We start from the raw sequence: 17,819 nt of genomic DNA, 5'->3' as shown, positions 1-17,819 counted from the left end.
AAATTCAATACCCAAGCTTTTTTTTAGAGGAGTCACCCCAATGAAAACTCACCTCAAAATCAATTCCCCCCCGCCCAAGCCAAACCCAAACCCAGCCAACAACAGCACAACTCGTTTTGCTGTGGCAGTATTCTTAACTTTATCTTCAGCCATTGCTTTGCCTAGCTGCGGAGGATCTCAACTGACCAGCAGCGCTCCAAGCGGCGCAGATTCACCCAGCAGCCGTGAAAACCAAGTGGCCGCATCGGCTCCACAATCGGCACCAGCACCCGAGCCAGCAGCCCAAAGGTCAAAAACTCCTGGTGCATCAAAAAAAGCAGCAGAAACTCCAGCAACCCGTCCCCAACTGATTAAAAAAGCCCAACTCAGTCTAGTTGTCAAATCTCTTGACGCCAGCACTAAATCTGTTACTAATATTGTCGAAAAACAGCAAGGCGATATCTTGGGTTTCCAAAATCAAAAGCCGCCGGATTCGAGTGTCCGCCAAACCGCGTCTGTGGAGATTCGCGTGCCTCAAGAACGGTTAGAAACTACTTTAGACACTTTGGCAAAACTCGGAACAGTAGAGAACCGTGCTCTGACGGCTGAGGATGTTACCGATCAATTAGTTGACAGCGAGGCTAGGCTGCGGAACCTCCGCAAATCCGAGGAAATGGTGTTAAAAATTATGGAGCGATCGGGTTCTGTCGGCGATGTGCTCAAAGTTTCTCAAGAGTTGAGCAATATTCGGGAGTCGATCGAACGCATTGACGCTCAGTTAAAAAGTTTGCGAAATCAAGTAGCCTATTCGACTATTAGCTTAACTCTAGAAGCAGCAGTATCGGCTCAACAAACTCAGGAACCTTCTCTAGGTTTGCGGGCGCAGGAAACTTGGGGGAAAGCGACTCATTCTGTGGCCGAATTGACGCTCGGTTTATTTGCTTTGGGTATTTGGCTGTTGGCTTATAGTCCTTATTTGCTGTTAATTGGGGCTGCGGTTTACGGCTTTAATCGATTTAAGAAACAGCATTCTGTTCCGCAAATTCAAGAACCGAAACCGCCTCAGTAGTCAGTAGTCATTAGTCATTAGTCATTAGTCATTCCACCCACATAAAATTTATCTATTGTGGAACAGCCGGAGAAACCGTTATTAAAACCAACGACAACTGGCAACTGACAACTGACAACAGTCAACTGACAACAGTCAACAGTCAACAGTCAACTGACAACAGTCAACAGTCAACAGTCAACTGACTAATCATCAATTTGCCATCCATCTTTGGTATAGTCTTCATCCACAATCTTTTTCGGACGCATCACCAGAACAACTCGCCCCAAAATAGGAATATCCGGGGATTGTTCAAACCAGTACAATTCTAAATTACCAGCGTTATCAGCAAGGAAATAACTGTCAGCATCCCACTGTCTTTGGGATCGATCGGCAATAATCAAAACTTCTTCAACTTTGCCTTGTAGCGGTACAGGCAATTGATCGCTCATTTCCAAAACAGCCACCGGATCTTCAGCGTTCAAAATTACCTGCCATCCGGGAATCGCCACCCAAGCTCCGGCTCCAGAAAATTTTACCATTCGGAACGGCTCGATTTCCTCCGGCAAAGGCACTGCCAGCAAATCTGTCGTAGAAAGCGGCAATTTGCCCACAACCGGGACAACGCGGGGCAATTGTTCCTCAGAATCGAGCCTGTAGACGGGCAGGCGGGGCGCTTCCTTTCTCGAAACTACGGTAAAATCAACGAGCAACTGCTCGATTTGCGCCCTAGCGGTTTGGCTGCTAGCTAATTTTAAACCGCGAGCAATTAAGCGCGATCGCTCTTGCAAATCGCTTTTCTGTCTCGCTAATTGCCAGCATTGGTAAGCCATAGCATCGCCGGGAGTGTCTGTGAACCCTTGGGGGAGACTCCCGAAGTGCGAAAACTCCTTGATCGCTTTAGCAACTTGGCGAGCATCGTCAACATCCAAATTGTGGGTTAGCATCAAAGCTGCCGCCCCGGCCCGCTCTACTTGAGAGAGAATCCGAAACTCGTATAAGATATCACTACCTTTGCCCAGGAAGTGCGATCGAACTTCGTCTGAAGCCCCAGCATTGACCATGCTGGTGTAAACTTGGGCTGCGACGCTCACTTGATTTTGCTGAATTGGCTCAAAACCAGTTTCTTCAAAAATCCTTTGAGAGTTGTAGCCAGCTTTTAGCAGCGCAGTGCAGGCCTGTCCCCACTCTACCCAAGTGCCTTCTTTTCGGCGGAGCGATCGAATTAACTTTTCGGCATCCACAGCATTTGTGGAGGATGCAGATGCAGGAGGGGATGAATCTTGCGGTGTATCAGTCATAATTGAATCAAAAACCAGCGTTAAGTTATGTGGGATTGGATACCGGCAAGGCTCGTGTCGCGGCAGAGCGATAGATTAATAGTAAGTGAGTTATGAGACTATTGTTACAGAATAGTTGCTCGCCTAAATTTACAAAGGGGAGTTTATCGTATTGTTATGGATAATGCCATTTCAGAGCTAGATCAAATTAAACGCCAGCTCATGACCCTACACAGACCGAAAAAGCCCAAAATGCTGGTAGTAGACGACGAACCAGACAATCTGGATTTACTCTACCGCACTTTCCGACGAGATTTTAACGTGCTCAAAGCTGAGAGCGGAATTCGCGCCTTGGAAGTCCTCGGCATCGAAGGTGAGGTCGCCGTCATCATTTCCGACCAGCGGATGCCCGAAATGAAGGGAACGGAGTTTTTGAGCAAAACCGTGCCGCAGTTTCCGAATACGGTCAGAATTATCTTGACTGGTTTTACGGACATTGAAGACTTGGTGGATGCGATTAACTCAGGACAGGTTTACAAGTATATCACTAAGCCTTGGGACCCGAACGAACTGAAAATGGTGGTGCAAAAGGCGGCCGAGACTTATGAAATTCTTAAGCAGCGGACTGAGGAATTGGATCGGGCCCAAAATCAAATACAACTGTTAGCAACAATCATGCAAACGGCTGTGGATTATCCGAGTTTGGAAGCAAGTTTAGATCCAATTGCTACTGCTATAAGTGATAATTTTTTGGCTGACGCTTGCATTTTGCAACTGGTGGAAGGAAATGCTTTAATATCAGTCCAAGGCTGTCACACCACTGGTTCAACTGTGGAAAATTGGCTGGCAGATGACCCTCTGGTTCGAGAAGCAATTAGCTCTCAAACTATTCAGGGTGCTGTGAATATTGGGCTTGACACAGCCTTAGCGAGTCTGCCGCACTATCAGAAATCCGGCATTCAAGCTCACCTGAGCATCCCAGTGATTCACAAAGGTCGATCGATCGCCCTGATTTCCATGCAGTGGAAGCAACCTTGTTCCCTGCGCCCCGACGAACTCACAACAGTTCACCTCGCCGCTCAAGAAGTTGCTTTGGTATTGACGAGTTTTCAGGGTCATTAGTCATTAGTCATTAGTCATCAGTCATTAGTTTTTAGTCTTTAGTTGTTAGTCTTTAGTCATCAGTGGGATCTCTGGAGTCGAAAATGATAGCAAACCAATGATTATAGACAAAAAATCACCAACCGCTAACAAATAAAAAAGCATTAATGACTGGCGACAGCATGACATGAATGCACGGATTAATTATTTTTTCCGGCTGACCAATTACCAATTACCAATCACCAATCACCAATGACCAATGACCAATGACTAATAACGCCGAAGAAATTAAAAATATATTTAATCGAATTGCACCAGTTTACAACCAATTGAACGACTGGTTGAGCTTTGGGCAACACCGGATTTGGAAGCAAATGGCGGTGAAATGGAGCAGTGCTGGCCCGGGAAATACTTGTTTAGACTTGTGCTGCGGTAGCGGAGATCTAGCTTTGCTGCTGGCCAAACAAGCAGGGCCGACCGGTTGCGTATTTGGAGTAGATTTTTCCGCCGAACAATTGGCCGTGGCTGCCAGGCGCGATCGACCTTTTCTTACCCCTGCCAGTCCCATTTCCTGGGTAGAAGCTGACGCCCTAGACTTGCCTTTTGCTGACAATTACTTCGACTGCGCCACAATGGGTTACGGCCTGCGTAACGTGACTGACATCCCCCGCAGTCTTCAGGAATTGCACCGCGTGCTCAAACCCGGTGCCAAAGCAGCTATTCTCGACCTCCACCGCCCCAGCAATTCCCTAATGCGGAGCTTTCAGCAGTTTTATCTAGACACTCTCGTAGTGCCCCTTGCTCAGCAATTTGGCATGACTCAAGAATATGCCTACATTAATCCTAGTTTAGAAAAATTCCCGATCGGCCAGGAGCAAGTGGCGATCGCCAACAAAGCCGGATTTGCCGCCGCCACCCACTACCCGATTGCCGGAGCTATGATGGGAGTATTGGTACTGGGCAAAGCAATTTAAAATTAAAAATGCTTCGAGTCTATATCAGCTATCTAACTATAGGGTGCACCGATCCCTGTGCACCTTACCCTATTTTTAATCCTTTATGAATCCGTCTGACATTTGGCTGTTGGTTGCCCCACCTGTAGTGGGAGGAATTATTGGCTATTTCACTAACGATATAGCTATCAAAATGCTGTTCCGCCCCTATCGAGCTATTTACATCAAAGGGCGGCAGTTGCCTTTCACTCCAGGCTTGATCCCCCGCAACCAAGAGCGCTTGGCAAAGCGAATTTCCGACACAATTATGGGTTCGCTGCTGACGCCACAGGAGCTGCAAAACTTAGCGCGCCGCCTCCTGCAAACCGAGCGGATGCAGTCGGTGATTCTCTGGCTGTTGCAGTTAGCGCTGGATCAGGTAAAAGCAGACGCAGAGCAAAAAACCGCTAAAATTCTCGCTAACATTCTGCGAGATTTGCTGGGGGAATCTGTGCCGCGAATTCTCAAAGTTTTGGCGCGCCGGGAAGATTTTTTAGAAGCTCAGCTAAATCAAATTTTTGACCAAGTTTTGCTGGAGATTCAGCTAACGGAAGCTCAGGCGGCTCAGCTTGCTGAGTGGTTGTTGCAGGTAGTAATACCCCCGGAAGTGCTGCGGCAGGCTTTAATTGACTTTTTGACGGATCGCAATATTTCGATCATCGATGAAGGGTTTCGAGAAAAAACCAGCGGCACTTATTGGGTAGTAGCAAATTTGTTTGGTTTGCGGAACACTTTAACTCGGCTGCGGACTTTTTGTCTGGATGACAGAGAAGCCACAAATCAGCGCTTAGCAGAGTTAACTATTTCTTTGGGAATTCGCGGGCGAATTCAGGAATGGCTGCAAAATTTGTCGATGCAAAATTTACCGGTTTCGACTGTGAGACAGTTGCGAAAAACTATGCGCGACAGCGTTCGCAGCTACGTTCAACAGCGGGGTACAGAGGTACTTGAGGGGTTGAGCAAATCTATTGATTGGGAAAATATTTCGCGGTTGATTCTCAATCGATTGCAAACTTCAGCGGTGATGAGCGCTTCCCTGGAAATTGTCAGCAAAGAACTGGCTTTGGTTTTAGAGCGCTATCTAGAGCGGGATTTAGAAAATATTGTAGCTCAGGCTATCCCGATTTTGAATATTGACCAGGTGATTGTCGATCGAGTAAAAGGTACTTCTCCTGAAGAGTTAGAGTTAGCAATTCAGGGAATTGTCCAAAGCGAGTTGCAGGGAATTGTAAATTTAGGAGGTCTTTTGGGTGTTTTTGTCGGCTGTTTGCAGACAGTTGTGGTTTGGATTCAGCGGTGATTTATTTCGGCAGTTGCGGGATATTTGTTGTAGTCTAATATTCACTCGACTTGCGCCCACAGTACCAAAAACCAGGTTTTTCGACCGCATTGGCTACCTCAGCCAGACCGTTTTTGGTATAAACCGGGTTTTTGTGGCCCAATCCTAATTTACTTATTTTCTAAATCTATGCCAGCTCCAAATTCGGACGATCGCACAAACATCCCAAAAAACCCGCGCAACCTCAGCCGTCAACAATACGAGCGTTTAACCGCAGAAATGGCCACTCCCTACCGGCCTCTGCGACAGTTTGTTTACGTAGCTTGTGGCGCTTCTGGCTTTATCGGCGGCTTGGTTTTCCTCGCTAAAATTGCCTCGGGCAGGGAAATTGGCTCTGCTTTGCCCAATTTTGCCCTCCAAGTCGGAGTTGTGGCCCTGATGGTGTTCCTGTTCCGCTGGGAGCAGCGCGCCGAGGGGCGAGTCCCGAAGTCGAAGTAAAAAAAATTTACCAATCGAGACAAAAATCTATCTGATGCAAGGAAAAATTATAAATATAAAGAAATTATTATGAAATCCTGGTTTGCCAGCGATCCCTGTTATCATAATAATGTGGCTTAAATTGGGGTCAGCAAATTTAAAGGCCCTAATCATCAACCGCTTGTAATTCGTTCAATTGGGGTCAGCTTTCATAAAGACCCTAAATATATAAAATAAATTTAAGCCCAGCGCCAGCCTTCACTGATAGAAGAGCTGGCGTTCGGCATTGTGCGAGGATCGGGAGATTGGGAGATTGAATCGGGTGTGCACCGCGCACAGAGTCAAAAGCCCGTACTAGCGCCCGGAACCGAGTTTTTTGCCTAGCATCCGATATAGGTAATACCAGTTCCCAAAAATCATGCAACTGTAGGCCCCTACTCGAAATCACGATGATCAGTCATTTGCAAATCTAAAATCTAAAATCTAAAATCTAAAATGGTTTAAGTGCTGGGGCGATCGAATAATTTGGCATGTCCCGAAGACCTTAGTCTGTGCAGTAACTAATGAGATGTGTCAAAGTCGAAGTAGAAAAAAATGTTGGGAGGTTTTACTATGGGTCGATCATTTTTCAAAGGGCGGTGGACGTTATTTTTAGCAGCAGGCGCGGGAATTCTATTTTACAGCAGTGCTGCGGCGGCGGCCGAAAAGGTAGTGCTCAAATACAGTGCGATCCGAATGACTTTACCCGTCAGCGAATTAGAAATTTTTGCAGATACTGGGAAAATGTCGCCCGGGTTAGAAATGCTGCTGGGAAAGGCAAAAAAAGACCCGGAAGCGGTTCGCAACAGTCTGACGAGACCAGTGAAAGTCAGTCAAAGCTTTTTGGATCGGACGCTTAACAGCAAGGTTGGCGAAATAATTCTCGATGAAGTGGGTCAGGTAATTCGCACTCCTTCTGGGAATGCAAATCGAGAAGCTTTGCGCGAGGCCTTGGTGCTGTCTGCAACTAATGATAACGAGATTACGCTGCTGGAAGCGATGAAGAATTATCCGAATTCAGAAGTTTATGTTGAGGGCGATCGCTTAGTTGAAGCTTACGGCAAACTTGTAGCTTTGTCAGAACAATTGGGCGGCGTTTCAGAACGGCTGCAAGATATTTTAAACAAGATTCGCCTGCCTAGACTGTAGCGGATTTTGGCAAGGAGGGTTGATTCGTGCGATCGCAGAATGTTGCTGAACCTGCATAAATTACAGGGGAGTTACATTTTTTTTGTGCAAAATTTGCCTGATTTTTACACAAGTAAAAATAAAAATTAACTCCAGGCAAGCTCCAAACCTGACGGGAATGAGGCATTCTAAAATCTAACATCTAAAATGGTATAAGTTGGCTGTAAAAGAAGGGTCGGGATAAACGTTCGATGGTTTACACAAATTTAAAAGAAAATATATATATTTTGATTAATAAAAATCTGTCAGTAAAAAAACCGACAAAGACCTTGTGTATCCCCCATAAACTGAAATACGATTGGGTGGACATTGCAGTTGATCTATCTTAAGATAGATCAACGCTGTCAGAGTCAGGCGCTTGGGGAAAAACCACGGCTAATTAGTAAGCTCGTGCTATAACAGACACTATTACGCAACCTCTAGGCTAAAACTCTTGACTAAAAAAGTTGAAAAAAAAAGGTGAGAGACTGTATTAATTATCAGCACCTCGAATTCAAATAAAACCGTACCTGTCAGGGTAGTACACTTTCACTCTATCAACCCTATTTACTGGGTAACATTAGCAACATGAACAACAATCCTATTCGTTCAAAAGACCGTTTCTTGGTTTTCGGTGCTCCGGCGATCGAAGATGCTGAAATTCAAGAAGTGGTGGCAACCATGAAAACAGGTTGGTTGGGTACAGGCCCTAAAGTCAGGAAGTTTCAAGACGACTTTAATGCTTACAAAGGTTCCCAGTACGCGATTGCAGTCAATTCCTGTACGGCGGGACTGCACTTGAGCGTCCTCGCTGCTTGCTTGGAACCGGGGGATGAAGTCATTACTACTCCGATGACTTTTTGCGCTACAGTTAATGCCATCATCCATGCAGGGGCAACACCGGTATTGGCGGATGTAGATCCGGTGACAATGAATATTGACCCGGCTCAAGTCGAAGCTAAAATCACTTCAAAAACTAAAGCAATTTTGCCGGTTCACTTCGCAGGTCGTCCCTGCGATATGGATGCGCTTTGCGATATTGCTCGCCGTCACAACTTGAAGTTAATTGAAGACTGTGCTCACGCAATCGAAACAGAGTACAAGGGACGGAAAGCAGGCACATTTGGCGACTTCGGATGCTTCAGCTTTTATGTTACCAAAAACATTACGACCGGGGAAGGAGGAATGATTCTGGCCGCCAGTCAAGAAGATACCGACAGGCTCAACATTTTAGCGCTGCACGGTATGAGCAAAGATGCTTGGAAGCGCTTCAGCGATTCGGGTTACAAGCACTACCAAGTGGTGGAAGTCGGCTTTAAATACAATATGATGGATATCCAAGCTGCGATCGGCATTCATCAATTGAAACGAGTCACGCCTTATTGGCAGCGGCGGGAGCAGATTTGGCAGCGCTACAACGAAGCATTTGCGGATTTGCCGATTACTTTGCCAGCGAACCCGGAACCGGATACAATTCACGCTTATCACCTGTACACCATTCTGGTAGATGAAGCCAAAACTGGAATCAGCCGCGACGAGTTTCTCAATGCTATCAATGCTGAAAATATCGGTGTCGGCGTACATTACATGAGTATGCCGGAACATCCTGTCTATCAAAAAATGTTTGGATGGCATACCGAAGATTATCCGAATGCTGGCTACATTGGGCGGCATACAGTTAGCCTGCCGATTTCGGCCAAATTAACAGATGCAGATGTGGAAGATGTAATTGCTGGTGTTAAAAAGTGTTTGGCGATCGGCAAAACTAAGAATCCAGCTTTGGCAACAGCAGGCTAAAATCCTGAAATAGTTTGCCATACAAACATCCTAGCTGTTCTTTAAGAAAAGCAGCTAGGATGTTTTTTAACTCCACAACGCCCTTTGGAAGGTAATGATCTAGCAACCTTTTCGGTTCCACCGGAGGTTTTTAATAGCCCAAACCATTGATTTTATTGCATTTACCTTCTGATTTCCCCCAAGGAAGGAGCAGGGGTGGTGAACTTCTTCCTTGTTCCTTCTGCTATACCAAATCCGGGTTTAATACCCGGTCGATGGATTTGAGATTTGAAATTTGAGATTTTAGATGCCACAAAAGCGGCCTGTACCATTCTCCGTTTGATCGGATGCCCAGATGAGTGAGACCTGATCCGCGGCCGCGATCCGGGAGCTTGTACTCTGGATGTTTTCGGTCAGTTATTTTAGTACGTAATATCCAGGAGGAGAGTAGGTGTAGCAGCAATTTCAATCGCCACGTTATCTAAAACGCTTGAAAAGCCCTATTTAGTATGACGCCAAACATCTTGGAAAAATTTTCAGTGCATTTTGGATGCTGCTGTTTCATTCTTTACAGTAAAAATACATAATTTTTGGTTCAGGGCCTTGTCAGTGAATTTACTTAATGTTATGTTGTCACCATACAATCACTGTCAGACGGCAGAATCTACTTTTCAATCAAACAAGACTGGTCTCTAAACCGAGCCTCATTTTTCTATATCCGTGTTTAGAAACAACTAGAAAAACTTTAGTTAATTCAAGATGAATCCTATGTTAAAACTGAGTGCTTTATTCCCAATTCATTGCAATGACCGAGCCATCAGCCACGTATTTTTTTCAGTGTGCAAAGAATGGCAAAAACCTGAGCTGAATGCTCGCATGGTTGTCCCGAGTTGCGATCGCTCCTGCCGCAACTCAAATATAGTTGAAGCAATTCCGTCATTTCTGACAAACTTTTATTACCGCAGCCCTAGTGCTCCCAAAATCAAGGCAGAGAAGCGTTTTCTCAAAGATATCAAAAATTTTGATGTTGCCTACTTGTGGCCCGCTATATCATTAGATACTGTAAAGAGCGTTAACAAGCAAAGTAAGCCGATTTTTTGGGAGCGAGTTAATACTTGTCAAAGTCAAGCTAAGAGTATCCTTGACGATGCTTACTCTCGCTTGGAATTGCAACCTCAACACGCAATTACCCCAGAAAAAATTAAGACCGAAGAGCAAAAACTCAAGCTAGTTGACTTTCTGTTTTGTCCCAGTCCGGCAGTAGTAAAATCATTTCAAGAAGCCGGAGTTCCTGAAGAAAAACTGCTGTTAACCACAGAAGGTTGGTCGCCGTCGCGTTTCCCCAATTATCAATCCCAAAAACCGGCCTCAGAGGAAGTTAACGTCCTTTTCCTAGGTTTTGCCTGCGTCCGCAAAGGGACTCACCTGCTCTTGCAGGCTTGGGAGCGAGCTGGGATTAAGGGAAAGCTGACAATTTTTGGCTCCCTCGAACCGGCGATTGCTCACACTTGCAGCCATTTGCTGAAACGTCCTGATGTAGTTCACTTTGATTATGCCTTGGACTACAGTTCTGCCTATCGCCAAGCTGACTTTTTTGCCTTTCCCAGTCTGGAGGAAGGTAGCGCACTCGTTATCTATGAAGCAATGGGTCATGGTTTGCCGATTCTGGCTTCACCGATGGGAGGAGGTGGTGTGGTGCGTGATGGCGTTGAGGGCATAATTCTTCCTCCTTACGATACTGACGCCTGGGTGGAGGCACTACGAAAACTATCTAATTCTCCTGATTTGCGGGCTAAGATGGGAGCCGCCGCCCGCCAGCGAGCTTTGGAGTTTACTTGGCCAAAGGTTGCGGCTAGGCGCGGAGAGCAGATTCGGCAAAAAATGCAGGCAAAATAAAAACTCAATAGGAGAGGACTGACGAAGAGTCCTTATTTGTTAAAATCTTTAAGAAACGACTCTTCGTCCTCACGACTTGCCTGATGAGGGTTATATGACAGGACTAGATATAAGTCCTACTCAAGTTTAATTAGGTTGACCTAATTATTAACTTTTTCATGAGTTATAGGCTCCAGAAGCTAGTCGTTGTTCAAATAACCACTGTTTGCTTTCAGGAGAATCATCCAGCCAGCGATCGATCAAGTCCGCCCATTTGACAGGCAGACGCAACTCCTGCCAGGTTGAGTGAGAAGCGACAGAAAGATTGTGGTAAAGCGCTGAATCCGAAATAACTTTTTCGATACATTCTGCTAAAGCCAGAGAGTTCCCCGCCTCAAAAATCATCGAATTAATACCGTCCTTTAAGTGGGTTTTAAACATCGGGTGATCCGAAGCTACTATCGGTGTTCTAGTGCGTAAAGCGTGCTGAATTGTCAGGGGAAAACCTTCGGGATATTCGTGCCTGCTAGTAACTAACACGAGATCGGATTCTCTCATTAAAGGTTCTAAACTCTGAGTTGGCACGATTCCCAGAAAATCTACACAATCTTTAATTTGCAACTCTTCGACTCGCTGGGCAAAAAACTCCTCTTCACCTTTACCTGCCATTTTTAAGTGAACTGATATATTATTCCGTTCTCTTAACTTTGCTACGGCTCTCAATATATCGCCCACTCCCTTACTTTGTACTAACGAACCAGCGTAAAAAAGTTGAATTTTTTTGATGTCCGCAGGGATTTTTTTCGGCGACAAAGAGCCGGGATTGGTCTCTAAGAGGAAGTCCCAGGGAATTATTTTATCAGCTTTTACTCCTATTTCTTTAAATAATAAAGATGAAGTAATGCCGTAAGTTCCAACCCATTCTATTTGCTTGTTATTCAACAATTGGGATAGGAAATAGTTGCGGTATTTATTGCGCCAAGTTTTTGTTGCAATAGATTCGGCAAATACAGCGATGGTTTTAATTTCCTTTTTAATTGCCCAATTAAAAAGGTCTGGAAGAGTCGTCCGCAGGACTAAATGAGTCGGATTTTGCTGGGCAATTAAGTCGATCAATTTTTGGGGATCAATTTTGTAATTAAATCCGCAACCGATCGCCCGCACGCCGTTTTCTAGAACCCGATCGTTAAATTCGGGTGTCATGCAGCAAATAACCGTTACTGACTCAGCTCGTTTTGCCATCTCGGTGACGGCATCAACAGAATATTTTTGAGCGTAGTATGTTTCGCTTCCACCTTTGGCTAAACGCTCAAAGGCTTCTGCGTAATCGCCGGCATACTGAACTATTACTAAGCGCATTTTCCTCTACTCTGGTTGTAGACTATTTAATAGGACTTACGGTGCAAAAGGTTTGTAAGTATGTTGATGGGGACGGTTTGATGTACCGCCACAACCGCACGATTAATTTTATTTTGCTTCAGCCTTATTATAAACAGTTCCGGCAACAGGCACGTCAATAGATAGCGGCTGCAGTCGCTTTGTATGGGGGCTTTCAGGCTAATTTTCTCGGAATTTTTCTAAGTGTGTGTTGCCAGTAGAATGCGGGAATTAATCCCGACTAAGTAAGGAGAAATACTGTCCCCTGCAATTTGATCTCCGAAGTTGCGATCGACACTCACTATCGGCACTCACTTAGCATATTGGAGGGGATGCCAGCAGAATTGGGCTGTAAAATTCACAAACTGTGACAATATTTGGTTTTAGGGTACTCAATAAGCCAAAGTTTCTAAAGTTTCCCGCAGATAGGAACGAACCTGCTGATCGATGGTGGCATTTTGCTGCTGACGCTCAAAATTGAGTTCTAGCTGCCAGCGTTGAAATCCTGAACTTGCGCCGATCGCGGATTTGAGACTGCCCCAGATTTCAGAATCTTCGCACAGCTCACTCGGATCTCCGGCTTGAGGTTGTTGTGGGAGCGGTAGATAATTCGCCATATTGTTATACCTCTGTTTTAATCCCCTGTAAGGATTGAAAGCTTACCTTGACAGTATCTATTATAGATTCTTCTCTCCAAATAGCCCATATAAAATCTCCACAACCTGCGATTAAAAATTAAATATTAAGACTATTAATAATCTCAATCTGAGGAGGGGTATTCTCTATTATTTTTACTGCATACATCTGTCAAAATTAAAGTAGCTTAAACTACAATTGTGCCCATCTTAATTTTTTATTTCACTTTTTTTCGATCGACTGTTCGGGTAGAGATGTAACGCCGTTGGTGTCAGCAGGTTTTGGGTTGACCATACTGCCGGCTGACGAATTCCCTATGCCGGATGCTGCCCCAATTGACTCTAGGGGTGCAGCCACAGCGGCAGTTGTCTCGGCTGCCAAAGCCGGCAAAAGTCGATCAACTTGCCAAGGCGCGATCGTAAAATCCTGCCGAATTTTTTCTAAAACATGAGGCTTTGTCGCTGCAAATTCTGATTCCGGCGTCAGCAAAACCGCCATGACACTAGCAGACACCTGCACAAACAAATTGCTAGCTAAAAAAGCAGCAACTGCCAACAACAATCCAGCCCACCGCCAGGAAGGAGGAAAGGGAGCCACCGAAGCCGCGAGGGGAGCGAATCGGTAAAGCTGCCACAAAATTACTGCCAGCAAAACAGCGACAAATAAAGCGAGTCCTTTATTTAAGTTAGTTTTAAACCGACTCAGAATCCGGTGCTGCACAGAAGTTAAATTCTGCGGTTTTACCGCCACAACTAAAATACTAAAAATGTAAAAAGGGCGGAACCACTGCATCCACAGCACAGGAACAATACCTGCTACAGCCACTAAAAACATTTCTAACCAGACAGGGAGCAGGGGAGAACCCACTGCGAGTCCCAGCAAGCACAGTCCTAGGAAAATCGGCAGTGTAGCCGCCCCAGAAAGGTGAATCCACAAAAAAGGATCTGACCAAAAAGAACGCACTTTCAATAATTATGAGTTATGAGTTTTGAATTTTGAGTTTTGATAGTCTGGGACGCACTCTTAACCAAGAAACCCGTGCGAAGAGTACATATCTAGCGGTCAAACCGAGCATTGTAGGAGGCAACTCGGTTGCTTTGCGTAAGTCTTATTGGAGTTTTAAATTTTGAATTTTTAGGGACAGCCAAGACGATGAGGACGTTGTTAATTGCGGATATATTTGCTTTTATTACTTTTTCCTTCTCACCTCGATAACTAAAACCTTCTGCCTTCTGGCTTCTTGCTTCTGCTATAAGTTAAAAACAAAAGTTGGGAGTATTGAGTGAAGAGAATAGTTGCGAGCGATCGGCAATTTGGTTGCGATCACTCAAAAATTCTCTTCCAACTCAACACTCACAACTCAAAACTATTGAGAGAGAGTCCGGCGCTTAGTAACCATCCGGTAGGCTTCAATAAGATCGCCATCCGCCCAGTCGCTAAACCCGCTCAAAGAAATGCCGCATTCAAAGCCAGAATTGACTTCCTTGGCATCTTCCTTCATCCGTTTTAGGGAGTCGAGGACACCTTCGTAAACGACATTGTTACCCCGGCGCACCCGCACCTTACAGTTACGGATGACTTTGCCAGAGAGTACCATACATCCAGCCACAGCCCCGCGACCGATCGCAAAGACAGCGCGCACTTCGACTTGACCCAAAGGTTCTTCCACCAATTCGGGTTCCAGCAGGCCTTCCATCGCCCCTTGAATATCATCCAAGAGGTTGTAGATGATGCTGTATTCCCGCACGTCTACGCCCGCTTGGTCGGCCGCGAGGCGAGCGTCGGTTGCCAGAGTAGTATTGAACCCGATAATTACAGCATTACTGGCTGCAGCGAGGTCAATATCCGTTTCTGTAATTTCCCCAGGAGCAGATAGCAGCAGTCGGAGTTGAACTTCTTTTTGAGGAAGTTGAGTCAGAGCGCCGACAATTGCTTCGAGGGAGCCTTGGACATCTGCCTTCAAGATCAAGTTGAGTTCCTTGAGAACGCCTTCCTTAGCTTGTTGAGAGAAGCCGCTGAGGCTGATCCGGCCGCCTTGCAGCAGGCGAGAATCTCGTTGGGAGGTAGCTCTTCCAGAGGCGATCGCCGCAGCTTCTTTTTCGTTTGCGAAGACATCAAACTCGTCTCCGGCGCGAGGAACTTCTCGCAGCCCCAGCACTTCCACCGCGAAGGATGGAGTTGCGTGCTCTACGCGATCGCCCCGGTCATCGATCATTGCGCGCACCTTGCCCAGAGCCGAGCCTGCGACCACAATATCGCCCACTCGCAGAGTGCCGTTCTGCACAAGCAGAGTTGCCACAGGCCCCCTTGCCTTGTCGAGGTGAGCTTCAATCACAGTACCCTTAGCCGGTCGGTGCGGGTTGGCGTTGAGGTCTTCCATTTCCGCGACTGTCAGAATCATTTCCAACAGCGTATCCAGGTTTTCGCCTCGAATCGCGCTGACTGGAACCATCGTGATATCGCCGCCCCAGTCATCTGCCACCAAGCCGTACTCAGTAAGCTCTTGCTTCACCCGTTCCGGCTGAGCACCCTCCTTGTCAACTTTATTGATAGCCACGACAATTGGCACTTTCGCCGCTTTCGCGTGGCTGATCGCTTCAATTGTCTGGGGTCGCACGCCGTCGTCCGCCGCCACCACCAAGATGGCGATGTCCGTAACCCGTGTTCCCCGAGCCCGCATCGCTGTAAAGGCTTCGTGACCGGGCGTATCCAAAAATACCACCTGCTGGCTCTTGCCTTCGTGTATCACATCCACGTGGTAAGCACCGATGTGCTGGGTAATGCCCCCAGCTTCTCCCTGAGCCACCTTGGTTTTGCGGATCGAGTCGAGCAAGGTAGTTTTACCGTGATCCACGTGACCCATAATCGTTACTACTGGCGGACGGCGTTCGAGGTATTCCAAATCCGCTGCGTCCAGCATCTCGATCACTTTGATAGCTGGGGCTACTTTTTCTGGGGTTTCCACCTCTACGCCCATTTCTTCGGCTACCATCCTCACCGCTGGAATGTCCAGGGTTTCGGTAATATTTACCGCAATTCCTTTAGAGAACAGCCGCTTAATAATTTCGGTTTCGGGAACAGCCAGAGTAACTGCTAGTTCTTGAACGGTCATCGGCCTGCTCAGCAGCAGCTTTTCTGGACGTTCTACCTTAGCTTCGGCTGTTTTGCCCCGGTTGCCGCGTCCCCCGCTCGAACCTGAAGAAGAACTTTTATCGTGAGAAGGGCCTGGTCTCTTATTTTTTCCGCTGCTTCCGGGTGCGCCCGGAGTTGGTGTTGACTTGGGTGCTGCTTGTCCCTTCGCTTTAGCTGGGCGGGCTAGGGACAGGCTGACCGTGACTGGTGCTGGCAGATCCAAGCCGTTTTCTAAGTCATCATCATCCTCGTCTATGGGTTTGAGGCGAGAACGTTTTGCCTTAACTGCCTTGGCAGCTTTGGCAGCATCTGAGTTTTCGTCATCATCTTCTTCCCAAATGACCGATGTCTTTTTGGCAGGACGAGGGAGGGAGGGCCTTTCGAGGAGAGTAATCCCCAGCAACGGCGTATTATCTTCTTCATTGTCATCAGTGTCATCCCCGGAGGCTCCGGTGTCACCGCCCCGGCTACGCAGCCCGGTAGCTGACGTTGCGGGGGCAAGGCTCCGGCGCGGGCCACCGGGCTGGGGTCGATCGGCAAGTGGAGTTTTGACTGGGCCACCAGCGCCTTCCCGGCGCGGTCTTTGCGCGTCGCGGGATTCGGTACCTCCCGGTGTAGGTCTGCTGGGGCGGCTCGGTTTAGCCGGCGCTTCCAGAGTTTCTGACTGTTCTGATTGCTCTTGCTCGGTTTTTGCAAGTTTGAGTACCGGCTTGTTCCCCAGATTTTGTGGGGTACGGCTAGCCGACTCTGACGCCCCTCTGACTGGCGGCGACGTGAGTTTGGCCGACGGCGCAGGGGGGGCGATCGGCGGTTGCTGGGTGCGTTCTGGAGCCTTTTCCGACGGCGGTTGAGGTGCCACAGGTGCCTGAGCCTGGGCGGTTGTTTCCGGGGCGATCGCACCTACAGTTTCCGACACTATTTCTGACGGAGCCGCCGATACAGCGACATTTGGCTTCGACAGTACAGGTCGATTGATATTCGGTTTAGCGGGAGGCTGGAGTTGTTGAGCTGCAGGCGACTTGGGAGGAGTTGCCACGGTTGCCGCAGGCTGGTTTTTGTTCTCCTCGTTGCCCGCAGGCTGGGAGTTTGCACCAGCCGGCCGTACTTTTGGACTGCGTATTTCTAAAATTTGCTGCTTTTTTTGTTGGTCGTTAGGGTGAGGGCCAGATTCTCTAGATGGCGCTGCTGCTCTTTCGGGTGGAGCTGGCTTGCCGGGGGAAGAGTGGCTACTGGCTACGTATTTTTCCGCCGTTTTGCGAATGCGCTCTGCTTCTGATTCTGTAATTGTGCTGCTGTGGCTCTTGACTGAAATATTGAGCCGCTCGCATACTGCCAAGATGTCTTTATTATCCAAATTTAGTTCCCGTGATAATTCGTAAATTCTTACTTTGCCGTTGTTCATCCACTCTGCCCTCTTTTGTGCCAACCAGTTTTTACATTGTGATTTTTTGTGCTAATGACGACATCATTCGGTGTGATTGATTCAGTGTCAGGAATCGGGGTTTTGGTACTCGCTCAGCAATTTTATCTAAAAGATGCAACTCGCTGAAGTCTGCGGTTGAAGAATTCTCAAGTCTGTTTGGGAACTTGGAACTCCGAAGTCTGAGTTTTGGCAAAACCCACTCTCTCAAGCTTCAAAGTTTGCCTTTCCACCTTGAGGA

Annotated in this window: 13 protein-coding genes; 8 read left to right on the top strand and 5 right to left on the bottom strand. The window is 47.0% G+C overall.

Going from position 1 to position 17,819, the window contains the following annotated elements; genetic code table 11:
* The first annotated feature begins 40 nt into the window (after positions 1 to 40).
* Entirely contained in the window at positions 41 to 1,048 is a 1,008-nt protein-coding gene (locus QUA70_RS09085; protein WP_333346418.1) for a DUF4349 domain-containing protein, read from the top strand.
* Positions 1,049 to 1,233: 185 nt separating this feature from the next.
* Here the strand turns inward: QUA70_RS09085 and QUA70_RS09080 are convergent, their stop codons facing one another.
* A complete protein-coding gene (locus QUA70_RS09080; protein WP_333332187.1) occupies positions 1,234 to 2,328 on the bottom strand; it encodes a RuBisCO accumulation factor 1 in 1,095 nt (364 codons plus the stop codon).
* Positions 2,329 to 2,484: 156 nt separating this feature from the next.
* Between QUA70_RS09080 and QUA70_RS09075 the strand changes: the two genes are divergently transcribed.
* From QUA70_RS09075 to QUA70_RS09045, 7 genes are all read left to right on the top strand, one after another.
* Positions 2,485 to 3,429 carry a response regulator gene (locus tag QUA70_RS09075; RefSeq protein WP_333332184.1) on the top strand — a complete coding sequence of 315 codons (945 nt, stop codon included), beginning with the start codon at positions 2,485 to 2,487 and terminating at the stop codon, positions 3,427 to 3,429.
* A 245-nt stretch (positions 3,430 to 3,674) separates the two neighbouring features.
* Entirely contained in the window at positions 3,675 to 4,382 is a 708-nt protein-coding gene (ubiE, locus tag QUA70_RS09070; RefSeq protein ID WP_333346421.1) for a bifunctional demethylmenaquinone methyltransferase/2-methoxy-6-polyprenyl-1,4-benzoquinol methylase UbiE, read from the top strand.
* An 85-nt stretch (positions 4,383 to 4,467) separates the two neighbouring features.
* Positions 4,468 to 5,700 carry a DUF445 family protein gene (locus QUA70_RS09065; RefSeq protein WP_333346424.1) on the top strand — a complete coding sequence of 411 codons (1,233 nt, stop codon included), beginning with the start codon at positions 4,468 to 4,470 and terminating at the stop codon, positions 5,698 to 5,700.
* Between the two features lie 168 nt (positions 5,701 to 5,868).
* Positions 5,869 to 6,177: a DUF3493 domain-containing protein gene (locus QUA70_RS09060; protein ID WP_333255077.1), complete on the top strand. Its 309-nt coding sequence runs from the start codon at positions 5,869 to 5,871 to the stop codon at positions 6,175 to 6,177.
* Between the two features lie 591 nt (positions 6,178 to 6,768).
* Positions 6,769 to 7,344, top strand: coding sequence for an alpha/beta hydrolase (locus QUA70_RS09055; RefSeq protein ID WP_333346427.1), 576 nt, complete (start codon positions 6,769 to 6,771; stop codon positions 7,342 to 7,344).
* 606 nt (positions 7,345 to 7,950) lie between these two features.
* Positions 7,951 to 9,159: a DegT/DnrJ/EryC1/StrS family aminotransferase gene (locus QUA70_RS09050; RefSeq protein WP_333346429.1), complete on the top strand. Its 1,209-nt coding sequence runs from the start codon at positions 7,951 to 7,953 to the stop codon at positions 9,157 to 9,159.
* 747 nt (positions 9,160 to 9,906) lie between these two features.
* A complete protein-coding gene (locus QUA70_RS09045; RefSeq protein WP_333213014.1) occupies positions 9,907 to 11,034 on the top strand; it encodes a glycosyltransferase family 4 protein in 1,128 nt (375 codons plus the stop codon).
* Positions 11,035 to 11,190: 156 nt separating this feature from the next.
* On the opposite strand, the gene QUA70_RS09040 is transcribed toward QUA70_RS09045, so the two are convergent.
* The 4 genes from QUA70_RS09040 to infB form a co-directional block, all read right to left on the bottom strand.
* Positions 11,191 to 12,372 (bottom strand): glycosyltransferase family 4 protein, encoded by a 1,182-nt coding sequence (locus tag QUA70_RS09040; protein WP_333332168.1) that lies wholly within the window; start codon positions 12,370 to 12,372, stop codon positions 11,191 to 11,193.
* 410 nt (positions 12,373 to 12,782) lie between these two features.
* Complete coding sequence (locus QUA70_RS09035) at positions 12,783 to 13,007, bottom strand: hypothetical protein (RefSeq protein WP_333332165.1); 225 nt, start codon at positions 13,005 to 13,007, stop codon at positions 12,783 to 12,785.
* A 241-nt stretch (positions 13,008 to 13,248) separates the two neighbouring features.
* Positions 13,249 to 13,989: a low-complexity tail membrane protein gene (locus QUA70_RS09030; RefSeq protein WP_333332162.1), complete on the bottom strand. Its 741-nt coding sequence runs from the start codon at positions 13,987 to 13,989 to the stop codon at positions 13,249 to 13,251.
* A 403-nt stretch (positions 13,990 to 14,392) separates the two neighbouring features.
* Positions 14,393 to 17,560, bottom strand: coding sequence for a translation initiation factor IF-2 (gene infB / locus QUA70_RS09025; RefSeq protein WP_333332159.1), 3,168 nt, complete (start codon positions 17,558 to 17,560; stop codon positions 14,393 to 14,395).
* Positions 17,561 to 17,819: the final 259 nt, after the last annotated feature.

This window comes from Microcoleus sp. LAD1_D5, from assembly GCF_036702115.1.
Taxonomy (GTDB): domain Bacteria; phylum Cyanobacteriota; class Cyanobacteriia; order Cyanobacteriales; family Microcoleaceae; genus Microcoleus.
The sequence above is the reverse complement of the archived record's forward strand: the minus strand, read 5'-3'. Positions and strand labels throughout refer to the sequence as shown.

Coding starts and splice junctions, on each gene's coding strand:
- QUA70_RS09085 (WP_333346418.1), top strand. CDS start 41: ATGAAAACTCACCTCAAAATCAATTCCCCCCCGCCCAAGCCAAACCCA.
- QUA70_RS09080 (WP_333332187.1), bottom strand. CDS start 2,328: ATGACTGATACACCGCAAGATTCATCCCCTCCTGCATCTGCATCCTCC.
- QUA70_RS09075 (WP_333332184.1), top strand. CDS start 2,485: ATGGATAATGCCATTTCAGAGCTAGATCAAATTAAACGCCAGCTCATG.
- ubiE (WP_333346421.1), top strand. CDS start 3,675: ATGACTAATAACGCCGAAGAAATTAAAAATATATTTAATCGAATTGCA.
- QUA70_RS09065 (WP_333346424.1), top strand. CDS start 4,468: ATGAATCCGTCTGACATTTGGCTGTTGGTTGCCCCACCTGTAGTGGGA.
- QUA70_RS09060 (WP_333255077.1), top strand. CDS start 5,869: ATGCCAGCTCCAAATTCGGACGATCGCACAAACATCCCAAAAAACCCG.
- QUA70_RS09055 (WP_333346427.1), top strand. CDS start 6,769: ATGGGTCGATCATTTTTCAAAGGGCGGTGGACGTTATTTTTAGCAGCA.
- QUA70_RS09050 (WP_333346429.1), top strand. CDS start 7,951: ATGAACAACAATCCTATTCGTTCAAAAGACCGTTTCTTGGTTTTCGGT.
- QUA70_RS09045 (WP_333213014.1), top strand. CDS start 9,907: ATGTTAAAACTGAGTGCTTTATTCCCAATTCATTGCAATGACCGAGCC.
- QUA70_RS09040 (WP_333332168.1), bottom strand. CDS start 12,372: ATGCGCTTAGTAATAGTTCAGTATGCCGGCGATTACGCAGAAGCCTTT.
- QUA70_RS09035 (WP_333332165.1), bottom strand. CDS start 13,007: ATGGCGAATTATCTACCGCTCCCACAACAACCTCAAGCCGGAGATCCG.
- infB (WP_333332159.1), bottom strand. CDS start 17,560: ATGAACAACGGCAAAGTAAGAATTTACGAATTATCACGGGAACTAAAT.